Source organism: Pseudomonas sp. GL_093 (genome assembly GCF_057837605.1).
The window spans coordinates 777,212-792,580 of sequence record NZ_CM174448.1; the positions used below are offsets into that span (position 1 = coordinate 777,212).

Below are 15,369 nucleotides of genomic sequence, written 5' to 3' on the forward strand. Positions count from 1 at the left end.
ATGCCGCTGACATACAGCTATCGCGAGCAAGCTCGCTCCCACAGGGATTTGCGTCAGTATTCGAGGGCAGTGGGTTTCAGGTACATCCCTTCCTGCGTCATCGCAATCCGGAACTTCAACACGTCACCGGCCTTGAGCGTGATGTTCTGCGAACCCGGTGCGAGCATGCCCGGGTTGCAACCCGGCGCCTGGCCCGGCAGCAGCTTCAGGCGCAAGGAGACATTGCCCGGCGGCAGGTTGAACGAGGTGCTTTGTTCCTGGAACAACCGCGCCGACAGCTGATCGTGAATGTACACGCCGATCTCGCAGGAGGTCGCGACTTCCAGGCGCTCGCGGGAAATGATCAGTACGCCATAGTCCTCCCCGGCGGCTTGAACCGAAGGTGTCGCGGCAAATAGGCTGAGAAAGCCAAACAGGCTGAGAGCTGGCCAGCGCATGGCTGAATCTCCTGATGTCGAGTCATTGATGGACGCAGCTTGGCCGAGCGCGACGCTGATTGCCAGCCCGGCAGTTCACTTCAGAACTTGACCTTGCCACGGTGGCAAGCTCAAGACTGCACGCAACCTTACTCAAGGAGTCATCCCATGCAAGTGTTCAACGTTCAAGGCATGTCCTGCGGTCACTGCGTCAAAGCCATCACCCAGGCGCTGCAAGCCAAGGATCCTGCGGCCAGCGTGCGTATCGATCTGGCCGCGAAAGAAGTCGGTGTCGAGAGTGCTTTGTCGGCGGATCAGGTGATCGCCGTGATCACCGAAGAAGGCTACGAGGCGGAAGTCGCCTGAAGCTTTTTAATAGTTAGCGACCTAACGGAATGTTCAAGGCGTCCATGCGCGGCTAGACTGTGGGGCTGCCGACCCTGTCCAACTGGATGCCTGATGAATTTCCGTACCATTTTGATTCTTGGCGCCTTGAGCGCCTTCGGTCCGCTGGCGATCGATTTCTATCTGCCGGCCTTCCCGGCGATGGCGCTCGCCTTCGCCACCGATGAAAAACACGTTCAGCTGACCCTGGCGGCGTACTTCCTTGGCTTGTCCATCGGTCAACTGGCTTACGGTCCGGTGGCGGATCGCTTCGGGCGCCGCATTCCCTTGCTGACCGGCGTCGGCTTGTTCACCGCAGCCTCCCTGGCCTGCGCCTATGCGCCGAACCTCGAATGGCTGATCGGCGCACGTTTCGTTCAGGCGTTGGGCGGGTGCGCGGGGATGGTGATCGCACGAGCGATTGTCAGCGATAAATGCGATGCGGTGGGGTCGGCGAAGGTCTTTTCGCAGCTGATGCTGGTGATGGGCCTGGCGCCGATTCTTGCGCCGATGCTGGGCGGGCTGTTGGTCAACACCACGGGCTGGCAGTCGATCTTTCTCGTGTTGACCGGTTTCAGTGCACTGGCGGGTTTGGCCGTGGCGCTGGGGCTGCCGGAAAGTCTGCCGGCCCATGTGCCGCGTCAACCATTGTCGGGGGCGTTGCGTCAGTACGGTCGACTGTTGTCGGATCCGGTCTATCTCGGCCACGCCTTGACCGGTGGCATCGCCATCGCCGGGATGTTTGCCTACATCGCCGGTTCACCGTTCGTCTTCATCAAGCTGTATGGCGTGCCGCCCGAGCATTTCGGTTGGCTGTTTGGTACCAACGCGGCGGGTTTCATCCTGGTGGCGCAGCTCAATGCACGATTGCTGGCCAAGCGAGGCCCGGCGTTCTTGCTGGCGCGCACCGTGTGGATCTACGTCGGCGCGGGTCTGGCGCTGCTGGCCGTCAGTTCGCTGCACACCGCGCAGCTATGGCCGTTGCTGATTCCGCTGTTTGTCTGCATCGCCAGCCTCGGTTGCATCCTCCCCAACGCCTCGGCCTGCGCCATGAACGGGCAGGGCGCTCGCGCCGGCAGTGCGTCGGCGATGCTCGGTTGCCTGCAATTCAGCGTCGCCGCCGGGGCAGCAGCACTGGTGGGTGTTTTACACGACGGCAGCGCCATGCCGATGGCCATGGTCATCAGCCTGTGCGGAATTCTGGTGGTGAGCGTGGCGATGCTCACCCGGCGTTTGCAAAATGCCCGGGCGCTGGCGCAAGCCCAGGTCTGAGGACGGACTCAGCCAGCGGCACGCTGCTGGCGGTCAATAATTTGATGAGGTGCTTGTAGTCGCGCTTCAAGGGTACGGGTGAAGGCGCGGGCTTCGGCTTCACTGCGGAACGTCACGGCATGTTGGTCCAGACGGACTTGCCACTGGGATTTTGCCAATTCTTTTATCAGGATCTTCATTGCTGATCTCTCCTCTCGTAAAAGATGTTACGTAAAAGACTGTGCCGCAGAGTCTCGATTGTAGACCTCAATACGATCGCAATTGTGACAAGGGTCAACTCTCGGACTGACGGTGTCGCCCATCTGGGCGACAACTGTGTCAGTTTGTTTCAGAACCCTTCGAGCACAATCTTGCCCTTGGACTTGCCGCTTTCCAGCAGCTCATGGGCGCGACGCAGGTTCGCCGCGTTAATGGTCCCGAAATGCTCGCCGACCGTGGTCTTCAGCGTCCCGGCGTCGATCAGCTCAGCCACGCGGTTAAGCAATTTGTGCTGCTCGATCATGTCCGCGGTTTCGAACAGCGAGCGGGTGTACATGAACTCCCAGTGCAGCGACAGGCTCTTGCGCTTGAGTTTGGTCACGTCCAGCGCCTTCGGATCATCGATCAGGGCCAGTTTGCCTTGCGGCGCCAAAGCCTCGACCAACTGATCCAGGTGGTGATCGGTCTGGGTCAGGCTGGCGACGTGGGTCACCTGATCGACACCCGCGCGTTTGAGTTCTTCGCTCAACGGCTGGCTGTGATCGATCACCAGGTCGGCACCCAGCTCACGAACCCAGCGCTGGGTTTGCGGGCGGGAAGCCGTGCCGATCACTTTCAGCCCGGTGAGCTGGCTGGCCAGTTGCGTGAGGATCGACCCCACACCGCCAGCGGCACCAACGATCAAAAGGCTCTGGCCTTCATCGGTTTTGCCTTCACGCACTTGCAGGCGCTCGAAGAGCAATTCCCACGCGGTGATTGCGGTCAGCGGCAGTGCGGCGGCTTCGGCGAAGCCGAGGGTTTTCGGCATATGGCCGACGATCCGCTCGTCTACCACGTGCAGTTCGCTGTTACCGCCAGCGCGGGCGATGGAGCCGGCGTAGAACACTTTGTCGCCGGCCTTGAACAACGTCACTTCACTGCCGACGGCCTTGACCACACCGGCCACGTCCCAGCCCAGCACTTTCGGCGCACCCGCTTCAGGCTGGACGTTCTGGCGGACCTTGGTGTCCACCGGGTTGACCGAAATGGCTTTGACTTCCACCAACAGGTCGCGCGGGCCGGCAACCGGTTCTGGCAGTTCGATGTCTTGCAGAGCGTTTGAGTCGCTGATTGGCAACGAGGCGTAGTAGGCAATGGCTTTCATTGGAGTTCCTGAAAAGTAATAAAGAAGGAAGAAATCAGACGATGGCGCGCAGGCGCTTGAGGTCGAAATGTTCGAGAAAGTCGCCAGCCTTGGCGCGGAAGTTCTGGACATGCGCGCTGGCGTCATGGGCTTGCAGGGCTTCGTCGCTGCTCCATTTTTCGATCATGTAGAAGGCATGAGGATTGGCGAGGTCCTGGTGCAAGTCGTATTGACCGCAACCGGCCTCGGCGCGGGTCGGTTCCAGCAGCGCTCGCAGATGTTGTTCAAGGGCGTCCTGCTGGCCGGCTTTGGCGATGAGGGTGGCGATAGCGGTAAAAGGCTGGGACATGTTCGGCTCCGGGAACGGGATGAATTCGATGGGACGGATGATTGGCTATTTCTCTTCAAGATAAAACCCGCTAAAAGAGCAGTCTCTTTCAATATTTTTTTGATAATCGAGGCTGAACAATGCTGCGTTTCGATGACTTGCAGTTGTTTGTCCGGGCGGCGGACCTGGGCAGTCTGTCAGCGGCGGCGCGGGGGATGGACATGTCGGCCGCGGTGGCCAGCGCGGCGTTGAAGCGCATCGAACAGCAGCTCGGCGCCCGGTTGCTCGCCCGTTCTACCCGTAGCCTGCGGCTGACCGCTGAAGGCGAGGGATTTCTCGAATACGCTCGGGCCGCCTTGAGCAATCTCGATGAGGGCCGTCGTTTATTGGCCAGCGGTCAGGACCAGGTCAGCGGTATTTTGCAGCTGTCGGCGCCTTCGGACTTTGGCCGCAACCTGCTGCTGCCCTGGCTGGACGAGTTTCAGCGAGAGCATCCGAAGCTTACGGTGCGTTTGCTGTTGGGCGACCGCATCGCCGACCTGTTCCGCCAACCGGTGGACATCGCCCTGCGGTACGGCGAGCCGGAAGACTCAAGCCTGGTGGCGCTGCCCATTGCTCCGCAGAATCGCCGCGTGCTCTGTGCCGCCCCGAGTTACCTGGCCCGGCATGGCGAGCCACGGCAACTGGAGCAACTGGCTCAGCACAACTGCCTGCTGTTCATGCTCGGCAGCCGGGTCCACGACCATTGGAGTTTTCACGACGGCAAACGCGAGGTCAGCCTGACCGTCAGCGGCGATCGTTTCAGCGATGATGCCGATGTCGTGCGGCTGTGGGCCGTGGCAGGTGCCGGGGTCGCCTACAAATCCTGGCTCGATGTCGCGGCCGATGTGCTGGCCGGTCGATTGAAAGTGCTCATGCCGGAACTGCTCTGTGAGCGCGCACCGCTGAATTTGCTGTGCGCCCATCGCGCACAATTGAGTAAGCCGGTGAACCTTTTGCGGGAAATGCTCGCCAGCCGATGCGCCCGGTTGAGTAGCCAATTTCCGACGTTATCGGGTGCCGATCATTAGTCGCAGGCAAATAGCGAAATTTCACTCAGGAACTATCACCACCAATGGTTTCCCAAGGGCAGGAACCGGCGGTTAACCCGCATATACTAGCGCTCGCCTCATGTACGCACCGTCGATCTCGCCATGGCGAGTCCACGTCCGAGTCAGCCAGGCCCATGGTCAATCGCCGCGGCTTTGCGAAACCTGCGAAGCAATGGCCTGTGCGATTGACCGGCTTTGCCCGGGTTATGGCGGTTTCCACGCCTTGGCCGACGACACATTACTGGTCAAGATGTCTCTGAGCAGTAGACGAAACGATTCAACAGGGAGTGAATACATGGAACATGCACCTTGCATCAGCCAGATCGCCACGTTGCTGGCTGACCCAAAGCGCAGCGCAATGATGTGGGCCTTGATGGACGGCTCGGCGCGGCAAACCGAAGAGCTGGCCTTGTTGGCCGGCCTGTCACCGTCTTCGGCCAGTGCGCATCTGGGGCGTTTGTCCGCCGGAGGTCTGTTGAAAGTCGAGTTCCGCGGCCGCAAGCGGTTCTTCCGTCTTGCCGCGCCTGAAGTGGGTGCGGCGATAGAGGCACTGGCCAGCGCCACCCTGGCCAGCACGCCTCGGGAAGTCCCGGACGTTTTCAAGCGCACGCCCCCCCTCGCCAAACCTCAGACGGCGCCTTCGTCACTCTTGCGCGCCAGGCTTTGCGACGACCATTTGGGCGGCACTCTTGCCGCCGATCTTTACCAGCGTCTGCTGGATGCGGGCTGGATCGAACAGTTCGATCAGCGGGTCATGATCACCCACAAGGGCGCCACGCAATTGGCGACGCGGGGTGTGTTCATCCAGGCGCTGGCTCATCGCAACAGCCGAGTCGCCTGCGCTTGTCCGGACTGGAGCGAAAGACGCCCGCACATGGGCGGATCACTGGGTGCGGCGTTGCTGCAATTGTTCATGCAGTCAGGTTGGTTGAGCCTGCCCAACGATTCTCGATCCTTGCAGATCACCGCTGCGGGGCAGCGTGAAATCCATCGATTCGCCAAAGAAACCGAGCTGGAAATGGCGTTGTAGACGCATCGAGATCGACGTTCGAAGCTTCGGGCGTCGTTCAGAGCTGCGAACAGGTCGCATCCAGCAGTAACCCCCAGCAGCTATCGCGCACACTCGTCCGGGGACTTTCGGATTGGGGGAATGTGGCATGGAAACTCGAGGCTTCAGCGCGGCAGAACGACTGGAACGGCTGCCCATCAGCGGTTATCACCGAATCATTTTCATCATCATTGCCCTGGCGTTTTTCTTCGACTCCATGGACCTGGCGATGATGACTTTCCTGCTCGGCTCGATCAAAACCGAGTTTGGCCTGAGCACGGCGCAGGCCGGACTGCTGGCCAGTTCGAGCTTTTTCGGCATGGTTGTGGGGGCGTCGCTGTCCGGCATGCTGGCCGACCGCTTCGGGCGCAAACCGGTGTTCCAGTGGAGCATCGTGTTGTGGGGGATCGCCAGCTACCTGTGCTCTACGGCGCAGAACGTCGAAACGCTGACGTTGTTCCGAATCCTGTTGGGGATCGGCATGGGCATGGAGTTTCCCATCGCTCAATCGATGCTCTCGGAGCTGATTCCTGCCAAACGGCGCGGGCGCTACATTGCGTTGATGGACGGTTTCTGGCCGCTGGGCTTCGTCGCCGCCGGGGTACTGTCGTACTTTCTGCTGCCGGTGATTGGCTGGCGGGACATCTTCCTGGTGTTGGCGGTGCCGGCGGTGTTTGTCCTGGCGATTCGCTTTTTCATTCCCGAATCACCGCGCTGGCTGGAACAGGCCGGGCATCATGACGTGGCAGACAAGGTCTTGCTGCGCATCGAAGATCGGGTCCGGACATCTCTGGGACGTTCGGATCTGCCTGAGCCGATCCGCCTGCCGAGAGTGGCGAGTACGCCGGGCCATTTCTTTTCCGCGTTGCGGCAGATCTGGTCGCCGCTGTACCGCCAGCGCACGATGATGATCTGGAGCGTCTGGTTCTTTGCCTTGCTGGGGTTCTATGGCCTGACGTCCTGGCTCAGTGCCTTGCTGCAGCAGTCGGGTTTTGCCGTGACCCAGTCGGTGTATTACACGGTGTTGATTTCCCTTGGCGGGATTCCCGGTTTCCTGATGGCCGCCTGGCTGGTGGAGCGTTGGGGGCGTAAACCGGTGTGCGTGGTGACGTTGCTCGGCGGCGGGGTGATGGCGTTTCTTTATGGTCAGAGCGCGGTGTTTGGCGGCAACGTCAACCTGTTGATTGCGTCGGGGCTGCTGATGCAGTTTTTCCTGTTCGGCATGTGGGCGGTGCTTTACACCTACACGCCGGAGTTGTACCCGACATCGGCGCGGGCCACGGGCTCGGGTTTTGCGTCGGCGATTGGCCGCGTGGGTTCGTTGCTCGGGCCAATGGTGACCGGGCTGGTGTTCCCGATGACCGGGCAGGGCGGGGTGTTTGCGTTGGGGGCGATGTGTTTTGCGATTGCGGCGGGGGTGGTGTGGGTGTTCGGGATGGAGACCCGGGGCAAGACGCTGGAGGAGTTGACTGAACCGGTAGCCGTTGGCTAAACGCAAACCCTGTGGGAGCGAGCTTGCTCGCGATAGCGGACTGACATTCAACATCGATGTTGAATGTGATGGCCTCATCGCGAGCAGGCTCGCTCCCACATTGGTTATGCGGTGAACCTTACGGTTTCACTAGCCGTGCATCCAGGCTGTTTTGCGCCAATCGCTTGGCCTGGTCCTGGGTCATGCCCAAATGGGTGTACAACGCGTCGAAGTTCTCGGTGACATAACCGCCGAAGTACGCCGGGTCATCCGAGTTCACGGTCACTTTCACGCCACGCTCGAGCATGTCGAGAATGTTGTGCTGAGACATGTGATCGAACACGCAGAGCTTGGTGTTCGACAACGGGCACACGGTCAACGGGATTTGTTCGTCGATGATCCGCTGCATCAAACGTTCGTCTTCGATGGCACGCACGCCATGGTCGATGCGCTGGACTTTCAGCAAGTCGAGGGCTTCCCAGATGTACTCGGGCGGGCCTTCTTCACCGGCGTGGGCGACGGTCAGGAAGCCTTCGTGACGGGCACGATCAAACACGCGCTGGAATTTGCTTGGCGGGTGACCCATTTCCGAACTGTCCAGACCGACAGCCACAAACGCATCACGGAACGGCAGCGCCTGGTCGAGGGTTTTCTCGGCTTCTTCTTCGCTCAAGTGGCGCAGGAAGCTCAGGATCAAACCGCTGGTGATGCCCAGTTGCTGCTCGCCATCCTTCAACGCGGCGGCGATGCCGTTGAGTACCACTTCGAACGGCACGCCACGGTCGGTGTGGGTCTGCGGGTCGAAAAACGGTTCGGTGTGAATCACGTTCTGCGCCTTGCAACGCAACAGGTAGGCCCAAGTCAGGTCGTAGAAATCCTGAGAGGTGCGCAACACGTCGGCGCCCTGGTAATACAGGTCGAGAAATTCTTGCAGGTTGTTGAAGGCGTAGGCCTTGCGCAGGGTTTCGACATCGCTCCACGGCAGGGCGATCTTGTTGCGTTCGGCCAGGGCGAACAGCAGCTCAGGCTCCAGCGAACCCTCAAGGTGCAGGTGAAGTTCTGCCTTGGGCAGGGCGTTCAGCCAGTCGTACATAGTCTTTTCTCATCAGGTGCAGATGGCGAGCATTCTACAGATGCCCGTAGAAACAATTAGCAAAACCTGACCAGCCGGTTCATCACAGCGCTTCCTGTTCCCGTCGATAGGCGTAGGTATCGGCGAAGCGCGAGAGCAGGAATTCGGCGCAGGTGGTGGCCGGATACTTTGCCGGGTGCTGTTCATCCTGACAGCCGGGCAGGCATTCGATGACCGTGTCAGGGTGCGGCTCGCCGAAGAATGGCATCGAGTAACGGTCCACGCCCAGCGGGCTGATCACCCGGTGCGGCGTCGACAGGTAACGGTCGTTGCTCCAGCGCGCCATCATGTCGCCGAGGTTGACCACGAACGTGCCGTCGATCGGCGGTGCATCGATCCACTCGCCTTTAACGTTTCGCACTTGCAGGCCGCCAGCGGCATCCTGATACAGCAGGGTGATGCAGCCGTAATCGGTGTGGGCGCCGGCGCCTTGTTGCTCTTCGGAACTGGCGGTGTGGCGCGGTGGGTAATGAATCATCCGCAGCACGCTGACCGGCTCAACGAAACGGGTGTCGAAAAAGTCGCGCTCGATGCCCAGCGCCACGGTTATGGCCCGTAACAGGGTTAGGGCCAAGGCCTGCATGTCGACGTAGTGCTGTTCCATCAGCGATTCCCAGCCGGGCATCGACGGATGACGGTTGGGTCCGCGCAGCGGTTTTTCTGCCAACACTTCAGGGTGATCGGCCGGCAGGTGGAGGCCCATGTCGAAGGTTTCTTTCAGGTCGCTGGGTTTGCTGGGGTCGAGTTGTTCGGTGGCGATGGCGCCATAACCGCGGTGGTGGCGGGTCTGGGTGATGTCGATCTTGAGTTTTTCGGCGGCGGGCAGGGCGAAGAAACGTTGGGCGTGGTCGAGTACGGCGTGAATGCGCGCTGCGCTGATCGGGTGACCTTTGATGTAGAAGAAGCCCCACTCTCGGCAGGCATGGTCGATCTCGGCGGCGACGGCTGGCCAAGCGTTTTGGTCATCGCTGTAGAGCGGGGCGATGTCGATGATCGGGAGCTGGTTCATGCGCAATTCTCAAGAACGCTGAAAATTCATTGTAGGAGTGAGCCTGCTCGCGATGAGGCCGTCACATTCAACATCCGCGTTGACTGATAGTCCGCTATCGCGAGCAGGCTCACTCCTACAGGGTTTTGTGTTGGGTTGGGGAGTTACTTCGGAATGTCGGCCTTCATGCCTTCAACGTAGTAGTTCATCAATGCCAGTTCCGCATTGCTCGCCGTCGCGCCCGCCGCAATCTTCTCGACGCCCGCCTGATCCTTGATCGGCCCGGTGAACGGGTGGAAAGCACCGCTCTTGATGTCGGCAATGATCTGCTCTGCCTCGGCTTTCACCGGCGCTGGCACCAGATCGCTGATCGGCAACTCAACCGTGCCTTCCTTCAAACCACCCCAGTAATCCAGCGACTTCCACGTGTGGTCGAGCACGCTTTGGGTCGCCTGAATGTAGTGCGGGCCCCAGTCGTTGACGATGGACGTCAGCACCGCTTTCGGCCCGAAGTGCGCCATGTCCGAAGCGTAGCCCACGGCATACACGCCGCGACGTTCAGCGGCCTGGATCGGCGCCGGGCTGTCGGTGTGCTGGAACACCACGTCCACGCCCTGATCGATCAGGGCGTTGGCGGCATCGGCTTCTTTGCCCGGATCGAACCAGGAGTTGACCCACACCACTTTGATCTCGGTGCCGGGGTTGTACTTGTTCAGGGCCAGTTGAATGGCGTTGATGTCGCGGATCACTTCCGGGATCGGGAAGGACGCGACATAACCGATCTTCTTGGTCCTGGTCATCTTCGCCGCGAGAAAACCGCCGACGTAGCGACCTTCATAGGTGCGCGCCAGGTAGGTGCCGAGGTTCTTGTCCTGCTTGTAGCCGGTGGCGTGTTCGAAGGTCACCTTGGGAAATTGTTTGGCGACTTTCAGGGTCGGGTTCATGTAGCCGAAGGACGTGGTGAAGATCAGGTCGTACTTGTCCTTGGCCATGTTGCGGATCACCCGCTCGGCGTCGGCGCCTTCAGCAACGTTCTCCACATAATTGGTGGTGATCTGGTCGCCGAATTTTTCCGCCAGTGCCTTGCGCCCTTGTTCATGCTGATACGTCCAGCCGTGGTCGCCAATCGGACCAATGTAGACGAAGCCGACTTTCAGCGGGTCGGCGGCACTGGCGGTCAGGCTGGCGCTCAGACCGATGGCCGCCGCAACGGCGCAAAGCAGCTTCTTCAACGGACGTTTGTGCATGAATTCGAACTCCATGTTGTTGTGAGGTTGGCAAGGCCAATGCAAGTTGCTGACCAACAGGACAACAAATGCCGAAACCGCGTAACGGCCTTCGCGAGCAGGCTCGCTCCCACAGGGGAATGCGATCCAATGTGGGAGCGGGCTTGCTCGCGAAGAGGCCCGCAAGGCCAATAAAAGTGCATGGCCTGACACGGCTGCCATCCACTGGTGCGCTAAGGTGTAACGAAACGTTAGCGCCGCCCCACAGTCAGTAGCTCATCACCCTGGTTTCGCTTCACACGGCAAAAAGGCCCGCAATGCTCACACTACTCAAGCAAGAAAAGTTTCTGCTGCTGGCCCTGCTCGCCGCCGTCGTCGCCTATCCGCTGGAACACTGGATGCTGCACAGCGGTCAGCCCATCGCGCTCACCGCAGGCCTGGTGTTGATCGCGTTCATCGTCGTTGCCTCCATGCGCGTCGCCCATCACGCTGAGCTGCTCGCAGAAAAAGTCGGTGACCCTTACGGCACGATGATCCTGACCCTGGCCGCCGTGCTGGTGGAAGTGGTGATCCTGGCGATCATGATGAGCAACGAAGCCTCGCCAACCCTGGTACGCGACACGATTTATTCGGCGGTGATGCTCGACATCAACGGCATCCTCGGCCTCGCTGCGTTGATGGGCGGGCTCAAGCACGGCGAACAGTCCTATAACGACGACTCGGCCCGTAGCTACAGCGTGATGATCCTCACCGCCATGGGCGTGTCCATGGTGGTGCCGGAGTTCATTCCCGAGGCCAGCTGGAAACTCTATTCGGCGTTCACCATCGGCGCGATGATCGTGCTCTACGCCCTGTTCCTGCGCATGCAGGTCGGGCCGCACAGTTATTTCTTCAGCTACAGCTACCCGGAAAAACGTCGCAAGAAAGTCCCGGAGGAAGAACCTGAACCCATCAATCTGGCGCTGAGTATCGGGACGTTGGTGTTTGGCGTGGTGGTGATCGGCGCATTGGCCGAAGTGATGTCCAAGACCCTCGATCTGGGCCTGGAAGGGACGGGCGCACCGCCGGTGATCACGGCGATCCTGGTGGCGGCAATCTCGGCGGCGCCGGAGATTCTGACCGCGTTGCGGGCGGCTCTGGCCAACCGCATGCAGTCGGTGGTCAACATCGCCATGGGCGCGTCGCTGTCGACGGTGATCCTGACGGTACCGGTGATGGAAGCGATGGCGCTCTACACCGGCCAGCCGTTTCAGATGGCGATGACCCCGGTGCAGACCGTGATGGTCTTCCTCACCCTGATCGTCAGCGCGATCAACCTCAACGATGGCGAAAGCAATGCCATCGAAGGCATGACCCACTTTGTGCTGTTTGCGACGTTCATTATGTTGTCGCTGCTGGGCCTTTGAACCCTCCACAAAACCAATGTGGGAGCGAGCCTGCTCGCGATGACGGTGTGTCAGACACCACTGATGTCGAGTGACACTCCCTCATCGCGAGCAGGCTCGCTCCCACAGTTTTTGATTGGTGGTGGATCAGGTGCCGGCGATTAGCTGCCGAGCCGCCTGGCTGTGATCGGCAATCAACCCCTTCAAATCCAGCCCTTCAACCTGTCCATCAATCACCCGCCATTTGCCGCCGACCATCACTCGATCCGCCCGATCAGCGCCGCACAGCAGCAACGCCGACACCGGATCATGACTGCCGGAGAACCGCAGCTCATCGAGCTTGAACAGTGCCAGATCCGCCTGCTTGCCCACCGCCAGTTCGCCGATATCGGTACGCCCGAGCAAACTCGCCGAACCCTTGGTCGCCCACCCCAAAACCAGTTCCGGCGTGATCTTTTCGGCGCCATAACGCAGCCGCTGAATGTACAGCGCCTGACGGGTTTCCAGCATCATGTTCGACGCATCGTTGGACGCCGAACCGTCCACGCCCAAGCCCAGCAACGCGCCCGCAGCGGTCAGGTCCAGTGTCGGGCAGATGCCGGAAGCCAGGCGCATGTTCGAACTCGGGCAATGGCAAATACCGGTACCGGCGGCGCCGAGGCGAGCGATTTCATCCGGGTTGAAGTGGATGCCATGAGCCAGCCAGGTGCGCGGGCCGAGCCAGCCGACGCTGTCCAGGTAATCCACAGTGCGCAAGCCGAAGCGTTGCAGACAGAAGTCTTCTTCGTCGAGGGTTTCCGCCAGATGGGTGTGCAGGCGCACGTCGAGTTTGTTCGCCAGTTCGGCGCTGGCCGACATGATTTCCGGGGTCACCGAGAACGGCGAGCACGGCGCGAGGGCGATCTGGATTTGCGCGCCGTCGCCACGTTCGTGGTACTCGGCGATCAAACGTTGGCTGTCGGCGAGGATGACTTCGCCTTCCTGCACGGTCTGCTGCGGCGGCAGGCCGCCGTCCTTTTCGCCGAGGCTCATGGAACCGCGCGTCAGCATGGCGCGCATGCCCAGTTCGCGGACGCTTTCGACCTGCACGTCGATCGCATTTTCCAGGCCTTGCGGAAACAGGTAATGGTGATCGGCCGCGGTGGTGCAGCCAGACAGCAGCAATTCGGCCAACGCGACTTTGCTGGCGAGGGCGAGTTTTTCAGGGGTGAGGCGGGCCCAGACCGGGTAGAGAGTTTTCAGCCACGGGAACAACGGCTGATTGACCACCGGTGCCCAAGCGCGGGTCAGGGTTTGATAGAAGTGGTGATGGGTGTTGATCAGTCCCGGCAGGATCACATGCTCGCGGGCATCGAACACGTGTCCACAGGGTGCGGATGGTTGCTGGCCAGCGGCGAGCACTTCGACGATCAAACCGTCTTGCAGCACCAGGCCGCCACGGGCATCGAGGCCATTGGCAGTGAAGATCGCGAGGGGATTTTTTAACCAGGTACGGGTCGCAGGCATGTTGGCCGGCTCCTCTGAAAGTGGGGTTCAGGTTAGCCAGCTCAGTGATTACCCTGTCTGCTGATCCAGGGTCGTCGCGGGGACGAGGTGCGGAGTTTCAATCAAAAAAGCTCGGCAGACAAGCCTCGCCCGACAGGACAACACAAATCCCTGTGGGAGGTGTTACCAAGGAATGGTTTCACCCCTGTAATTCACAAAATGATGCCCGCCCTTGCCGGTATGCGCATTCACCTGATCGACCAACCCACGCGTACTGGTGTCCACATCAATGTCAGCGCCTTCACCGCCCATGTCGGTTTTCACCCAACCCGGATGCAGCGACAGCACGGTGAGTTTCTGCTCACCCAACTGAGTGACGAAGCTGCTGGTCATCGAGTTCAGCGCCGCTTTGCTGGCCTTGTACAGCGCCAGTTCGGGTGCATCCGGCATGGTCACGCTGCCCAGCACCGAACTCATGAACGCCAGCACACCGCTGTCCGGACGGATCTGCCCGACGAAGCGTTGAGCCAGATTGATCGGCGCCACCGCATTGGTGAAGAACAGTTGGCCGACCTCGGCCAGCGTCGCGCCGCCCGGCGTCTGAACTTCCGGGCCTTTGACCCCGGCATTCACGAACAGCAGATCAAACACTTCGCCCTTGAGCTGCTGGCTCAGGGCGATGACCGCCTGCTGATCGTCCATATCGAGTTTTTCGATCCGCACCTTGCCCAAGGCCTGCAAGGCTTCGGCGTTCTGCGGGTTGCGCACGGTGGCGGTAACCTGCCAACCGTCGGCCAGCAGGGTTTTCACCAGACCGAGGCCCAGGCCCCGGGAGGCGCCGATGATGAGTGCGGTTTTTGCCGTAGACATAAGTGGCTTCCTTGAAAAATGAGGTCACGGATTTAATGGACAACGCTGGCCGAGCCGTTGCTGCAACTCCTGACGCAGCGCGCCGAGTTCTTCCATTCGGGTTTCGATCAGTTTGAGTTTGTCTTGCAGCAATTGCGTGACGGCGCTGTCCGGATCGGGCGACTGCCATATCGCGGCGACGCTGTTGCCGATCTCGCCGAGGGTAAAGCCCAATCGCTGAGCGGTCTTGATGTACTGCACCAGTTGCACCATGTCCGCCGGATAGTCGCGGTAACCGTTGGCGCTGCGTTGTGCCGCAATCAACCCGCGATGCTCGTAGAAGCGCAGCGTGTCGCGGCTGACGGCGCTGGCCTGGGCTAATTCACCAATGCGCATCATGACGTCTCGAGAGGGCTTGACCCTGGAGCATACTCCAGGCTTTAGCCTTGTTGCTCCCTGAGTTTACGGAGCAAGACGGATGTGGACTTCAACGCAATATCGCCGGTTGGTGAAGGGTAGCGCCTGGTATGACTTGATCGTCATGGTGGCGTTTGTCACGCCGTGGAGTTTTGCGGCGTTGCATGGCGTTTTGTTGAGTGTGAGTCAGGCGTTCAACTTGTCTGGCGAGCTGCCGCCGTTTGAGCCGATGCACATGCTGATGGCCAATCTGTTGGGGTCGATTGTCTGCGTGTGGGCGGTGCTGCGGATTCGTGATCCGCAGCAGGTGTTTGGGCGGTATGACGCGGTGGGGCGGTTTTTGTTTGCAGCCTGGCAGGCTTATGCCTTGGCCCACGGCGGGAGTTCGCTATTGGTGATTTTCCTGTTCTTTGAATTGGCGTGGGGCGTAGCTCAGGTGTTGCCTGTACGGACGCCATCGCGAGCAAGCTCGCTCCCACAGTGACCGAGTTGCCCGCAGGATTATTGGTCGCCGCAGAACCCTGTGGGAGCGAGCTTGCTCGCGATGGGGCCCGCC

17 protein-coding genes are annotated in these 15,369 nt (G+C 60.4%); 7 read left to right on the forward strand and 10 right to left on the reverse strand.

Annotated features, from left to right (window positions below; translation table 11 throughout):
• Positions 1-53: 53 nt before the first annotated feature.
• Positions 54-437 (reverse strand): hypothetical protein, encoded by a 384-nt coding sequence (locus tag AC3IUE_RS03380; protein ID WP_489265556.1) that lies wholly within the window; start codon positions 435-437, stop codon positions 54-56.
• A gap of 147 nt (positions 438-584) precedes the next feature.
• On the opposite strand from AC3IUE_RS03380, the gene AC3IUE_RS03385 reads away from it, so the two are divergent.
• Both AC3IUE_RS03385 and AC3IUE_RS03390 read left to right on the forward strand, forming a co-directional pair.
• Positions 585-782, forward strand: coding sequence for a heavy-metal-associated domain-containing protein (locus tag AC3IUE_RS03385; protein WP_489265558.1), 198 nt, complete (start codon positions 585-587; stop codon positions 780-782).
• A 93-nt stretch (positions 783-875) separates the two neighbouring features.
• Positions 876-2,072, forward strand: a complete 1,197-nt coding sequence (locus AC3IUE_RS03390) for a multidrug effflux MFS transporter (protein WP_489265560.1) — start codon at positions 876-878, stop codon at positions 2,070-2,072.
• An 8-nt stretch (positions 2,073-2,080) separates the two neighbouring features.
• Here the strand turns inward: AC3IUE_RS03390 and AC3IUE_RS03395 are convergent, their stop codons facing one another.
• From AC3IUE_RS03395 to AC3IUE_RS03405, 3 genes are all read right to left on the reverse strand, one after another.
• Positions 2,081-2,251, reverse strand: coding sequence for a hypothetical protein (locus AC3IUE_RS03395; RefSeq protein ID WP_165353242.1), 171 nt, complete (start codon positions 2,249-2,251; stop codon positions 2,081-2,083).
• A gap of 149 nt (positions 2,252-2,400) precedes the next feature.
• On the reverse strand, positions 2,401-3,414 hold the full coding sequence (locus AC3IUE_RS03400; protein ID WP_489265563.1) for a zinc-binding alcohol dehydrogenase family protein: 1,014 nt from the start codon (positions 3,412-3,414) through the stop codon (positions 2,401-2,403).
• A gap of 34 nt (positions 3,415-3,448) precedes the next feature.
• Positions 3,449-3,742: a putative quinol monooxygenase gene (locus tag AC3IUE_RS03405; RefSeq protein WP_056746150.1), complete on the reverse strand. Its 294-nt coding sequence runs from the start codon at positions 3,740-3,742 to the stop codon at positions 3,449-3,451.
• A 119-nt stretch (positions 3,743-3,861) separates the two neighbouring features.
• On the opposite strand from AC3IUE_RS03405, the gene AC3IUE_RS03410 reads away from it, so the two are divergent.
• From AC3IUE_RS03410 to AC3IUE_RS03420, 3 genes are all read left to right on the forward strand, one after another.
• Entirely contained in the window at positions 3,862-4,791 is a 930-nt protein-coding gene (locus AC3IUE_RS03410; protein ID WP_056746148.1) for a LysR family transcriptional regulator, read from the forward strand.
• Between the two features lie 316 nt (positions 4,792-5,107).
• A complete protein-coding gene (locus AC3IUE_RS03415; RefSeq protein WP_056746146.1) occupies positions 5,108-5,842 on the forward strand; it encodes an ArsR/SmtB family transcription factor in 735 nt (244 codons plus the stop codon).
• 127 nt (positions 5,843-5,969) lie between these two features.
• Positions 5,970-7,352: an MFS transporter gene (locus AC3IUE_RS03420; protein ID WP_489265565.1), complete on the forward strand. Its 1,383-nt coding sequence runs from the start codon at positions 5,970-5,972 to the stop codon at positions 7,350-7,352.
• Between the two features lie 118 nt (positions 7,353-7,470).
• Here AC3IUE_RS03420 and AC3IUE_RS03425 read toward each other — a convergent pair whose 3' ends face one another.
• The 3 genes from AC3IUE_RS03425 to AC3IUE_RS03435 form a co-directional block, all read right to left on the reverse strand.
• Positions 7,471-8,424, reverse strand: a complete 954-nt coding sequence (locus AC3IUE_RS03425; protein ID WP_429511180.1) for an adenosine deaminase — start codon at positions 8,422-8,424, stop codon at positions 7,471-7,473.
• Between the two features lie 82 nt (positions 8,425-8,506).
• On the reverse strand, positions 8,507-9,472 hold the full coding sequence (locus AC3IUE_RS03430) for a 2-oxoglutarate and iron-dependent oxygenase domain-containing protein (RefSeq protein ID WP_489265567.1): 966 nt from the start codon (positions 9,470-9,472) through the stop codon (positions 8,507-8,509).
• Positions 9,473-9,615: 143 nt separating this feature from the next.
• Positions 9,616-10,698, reverse strand: a complete 1,083-nt coding sequence (locus tag AC3IUE_RS03435) for a BMP family ABC transporter substrate-binding protein (protein ID WP_489265569.1) — start codon at positions 10,696-10,698, stop codon at positions 9,616-9,618.
• Positions 10,699-10,994: 296 nt separating this feature from the next.
• On the opposite strand from AC3IUE_RS03435, the gene AC3IUE_RS03440 reads away from it, so the two are divergent.
• Positions 10,995-12,083: a calcium:cation antiporter gene (locus AC3IUE_RS03440; RefSeq protein ID WP_489265571.1), complete on the forward strand. Its 1,089-nt coding sequence runs from the start codon at positions 10,995-10,997 to the stop codon at positions 12,081-12,083.
• Positions 12,084-12,209: 126 nt separating this feature from the next.
• Here AC3IUE_RS03440 and AC3IUE_RS03445 read toward each other — a convergent pair whose 3' ends face one another.
• The 3 genes from AC3IUE_RS03445 to AC3IUE_RS03455 all read right to left on the reverse strand — a co-directional run bounded on the left by AC3IUE_RS03445 (position 12,210) and on the right by AC3IUE_RS03455 (position 14,792).
• Positions 12,210-13,568 (reverse strand): 8-oxoguanine deaminase, encoded by a 1,359-nt coding sequence (locus AC3IUE_RS03445; RefSeq protein ID WP_056746134.1) that lies wholly within the window; start codon positions 13,566-13,568, stop codon positions 12,210-12,212.
• Between the two features lie 162 nt (positions 13,569-13,730).
• Complete coding sequence (locus AC3IUE_RS03450) at positions 13,731-14,417, reverse strand: SDR family oxidoreductase (RefSeq protein ID WP_461996900.1); 687 nt, start codon at positions 14,415-14,417, stop codon at positions 13,731-13,733.
• Between the two features lie 24 nt (positions 14,418-14,441).
• Positions 14,442-14,792: a MerR family transcriptional regulator gene (locus AC3IUE_RS03455; RefSeq protein WP_056746497.1), complete on the reverse strand. Its 351-nt coding sequence runs from the start codon at positions 14,790-14,792 to the stop codon at positions 14,442-14,444.
• 82 nt (positions 14,793-14,874) lie between these two features.
• Here AC3IUE_RS03455 and AC3IUE_RS03460 point away from each other — a divergent pair, with 82 nt between their 5' ends.
• Positions 14,875-15,297 (forward strand): hypothetical protein, encoded by a 423-nt coding sequence (locus AC3IUE_RS03460; RefSeq protein WP_489265574.1) that lies wholly within the window; start codon positions 14,875-14,877, stop codon positions 15,295-15,297.
• Positions 15,298-15,369: the final 72 nt, after the last annotated feature.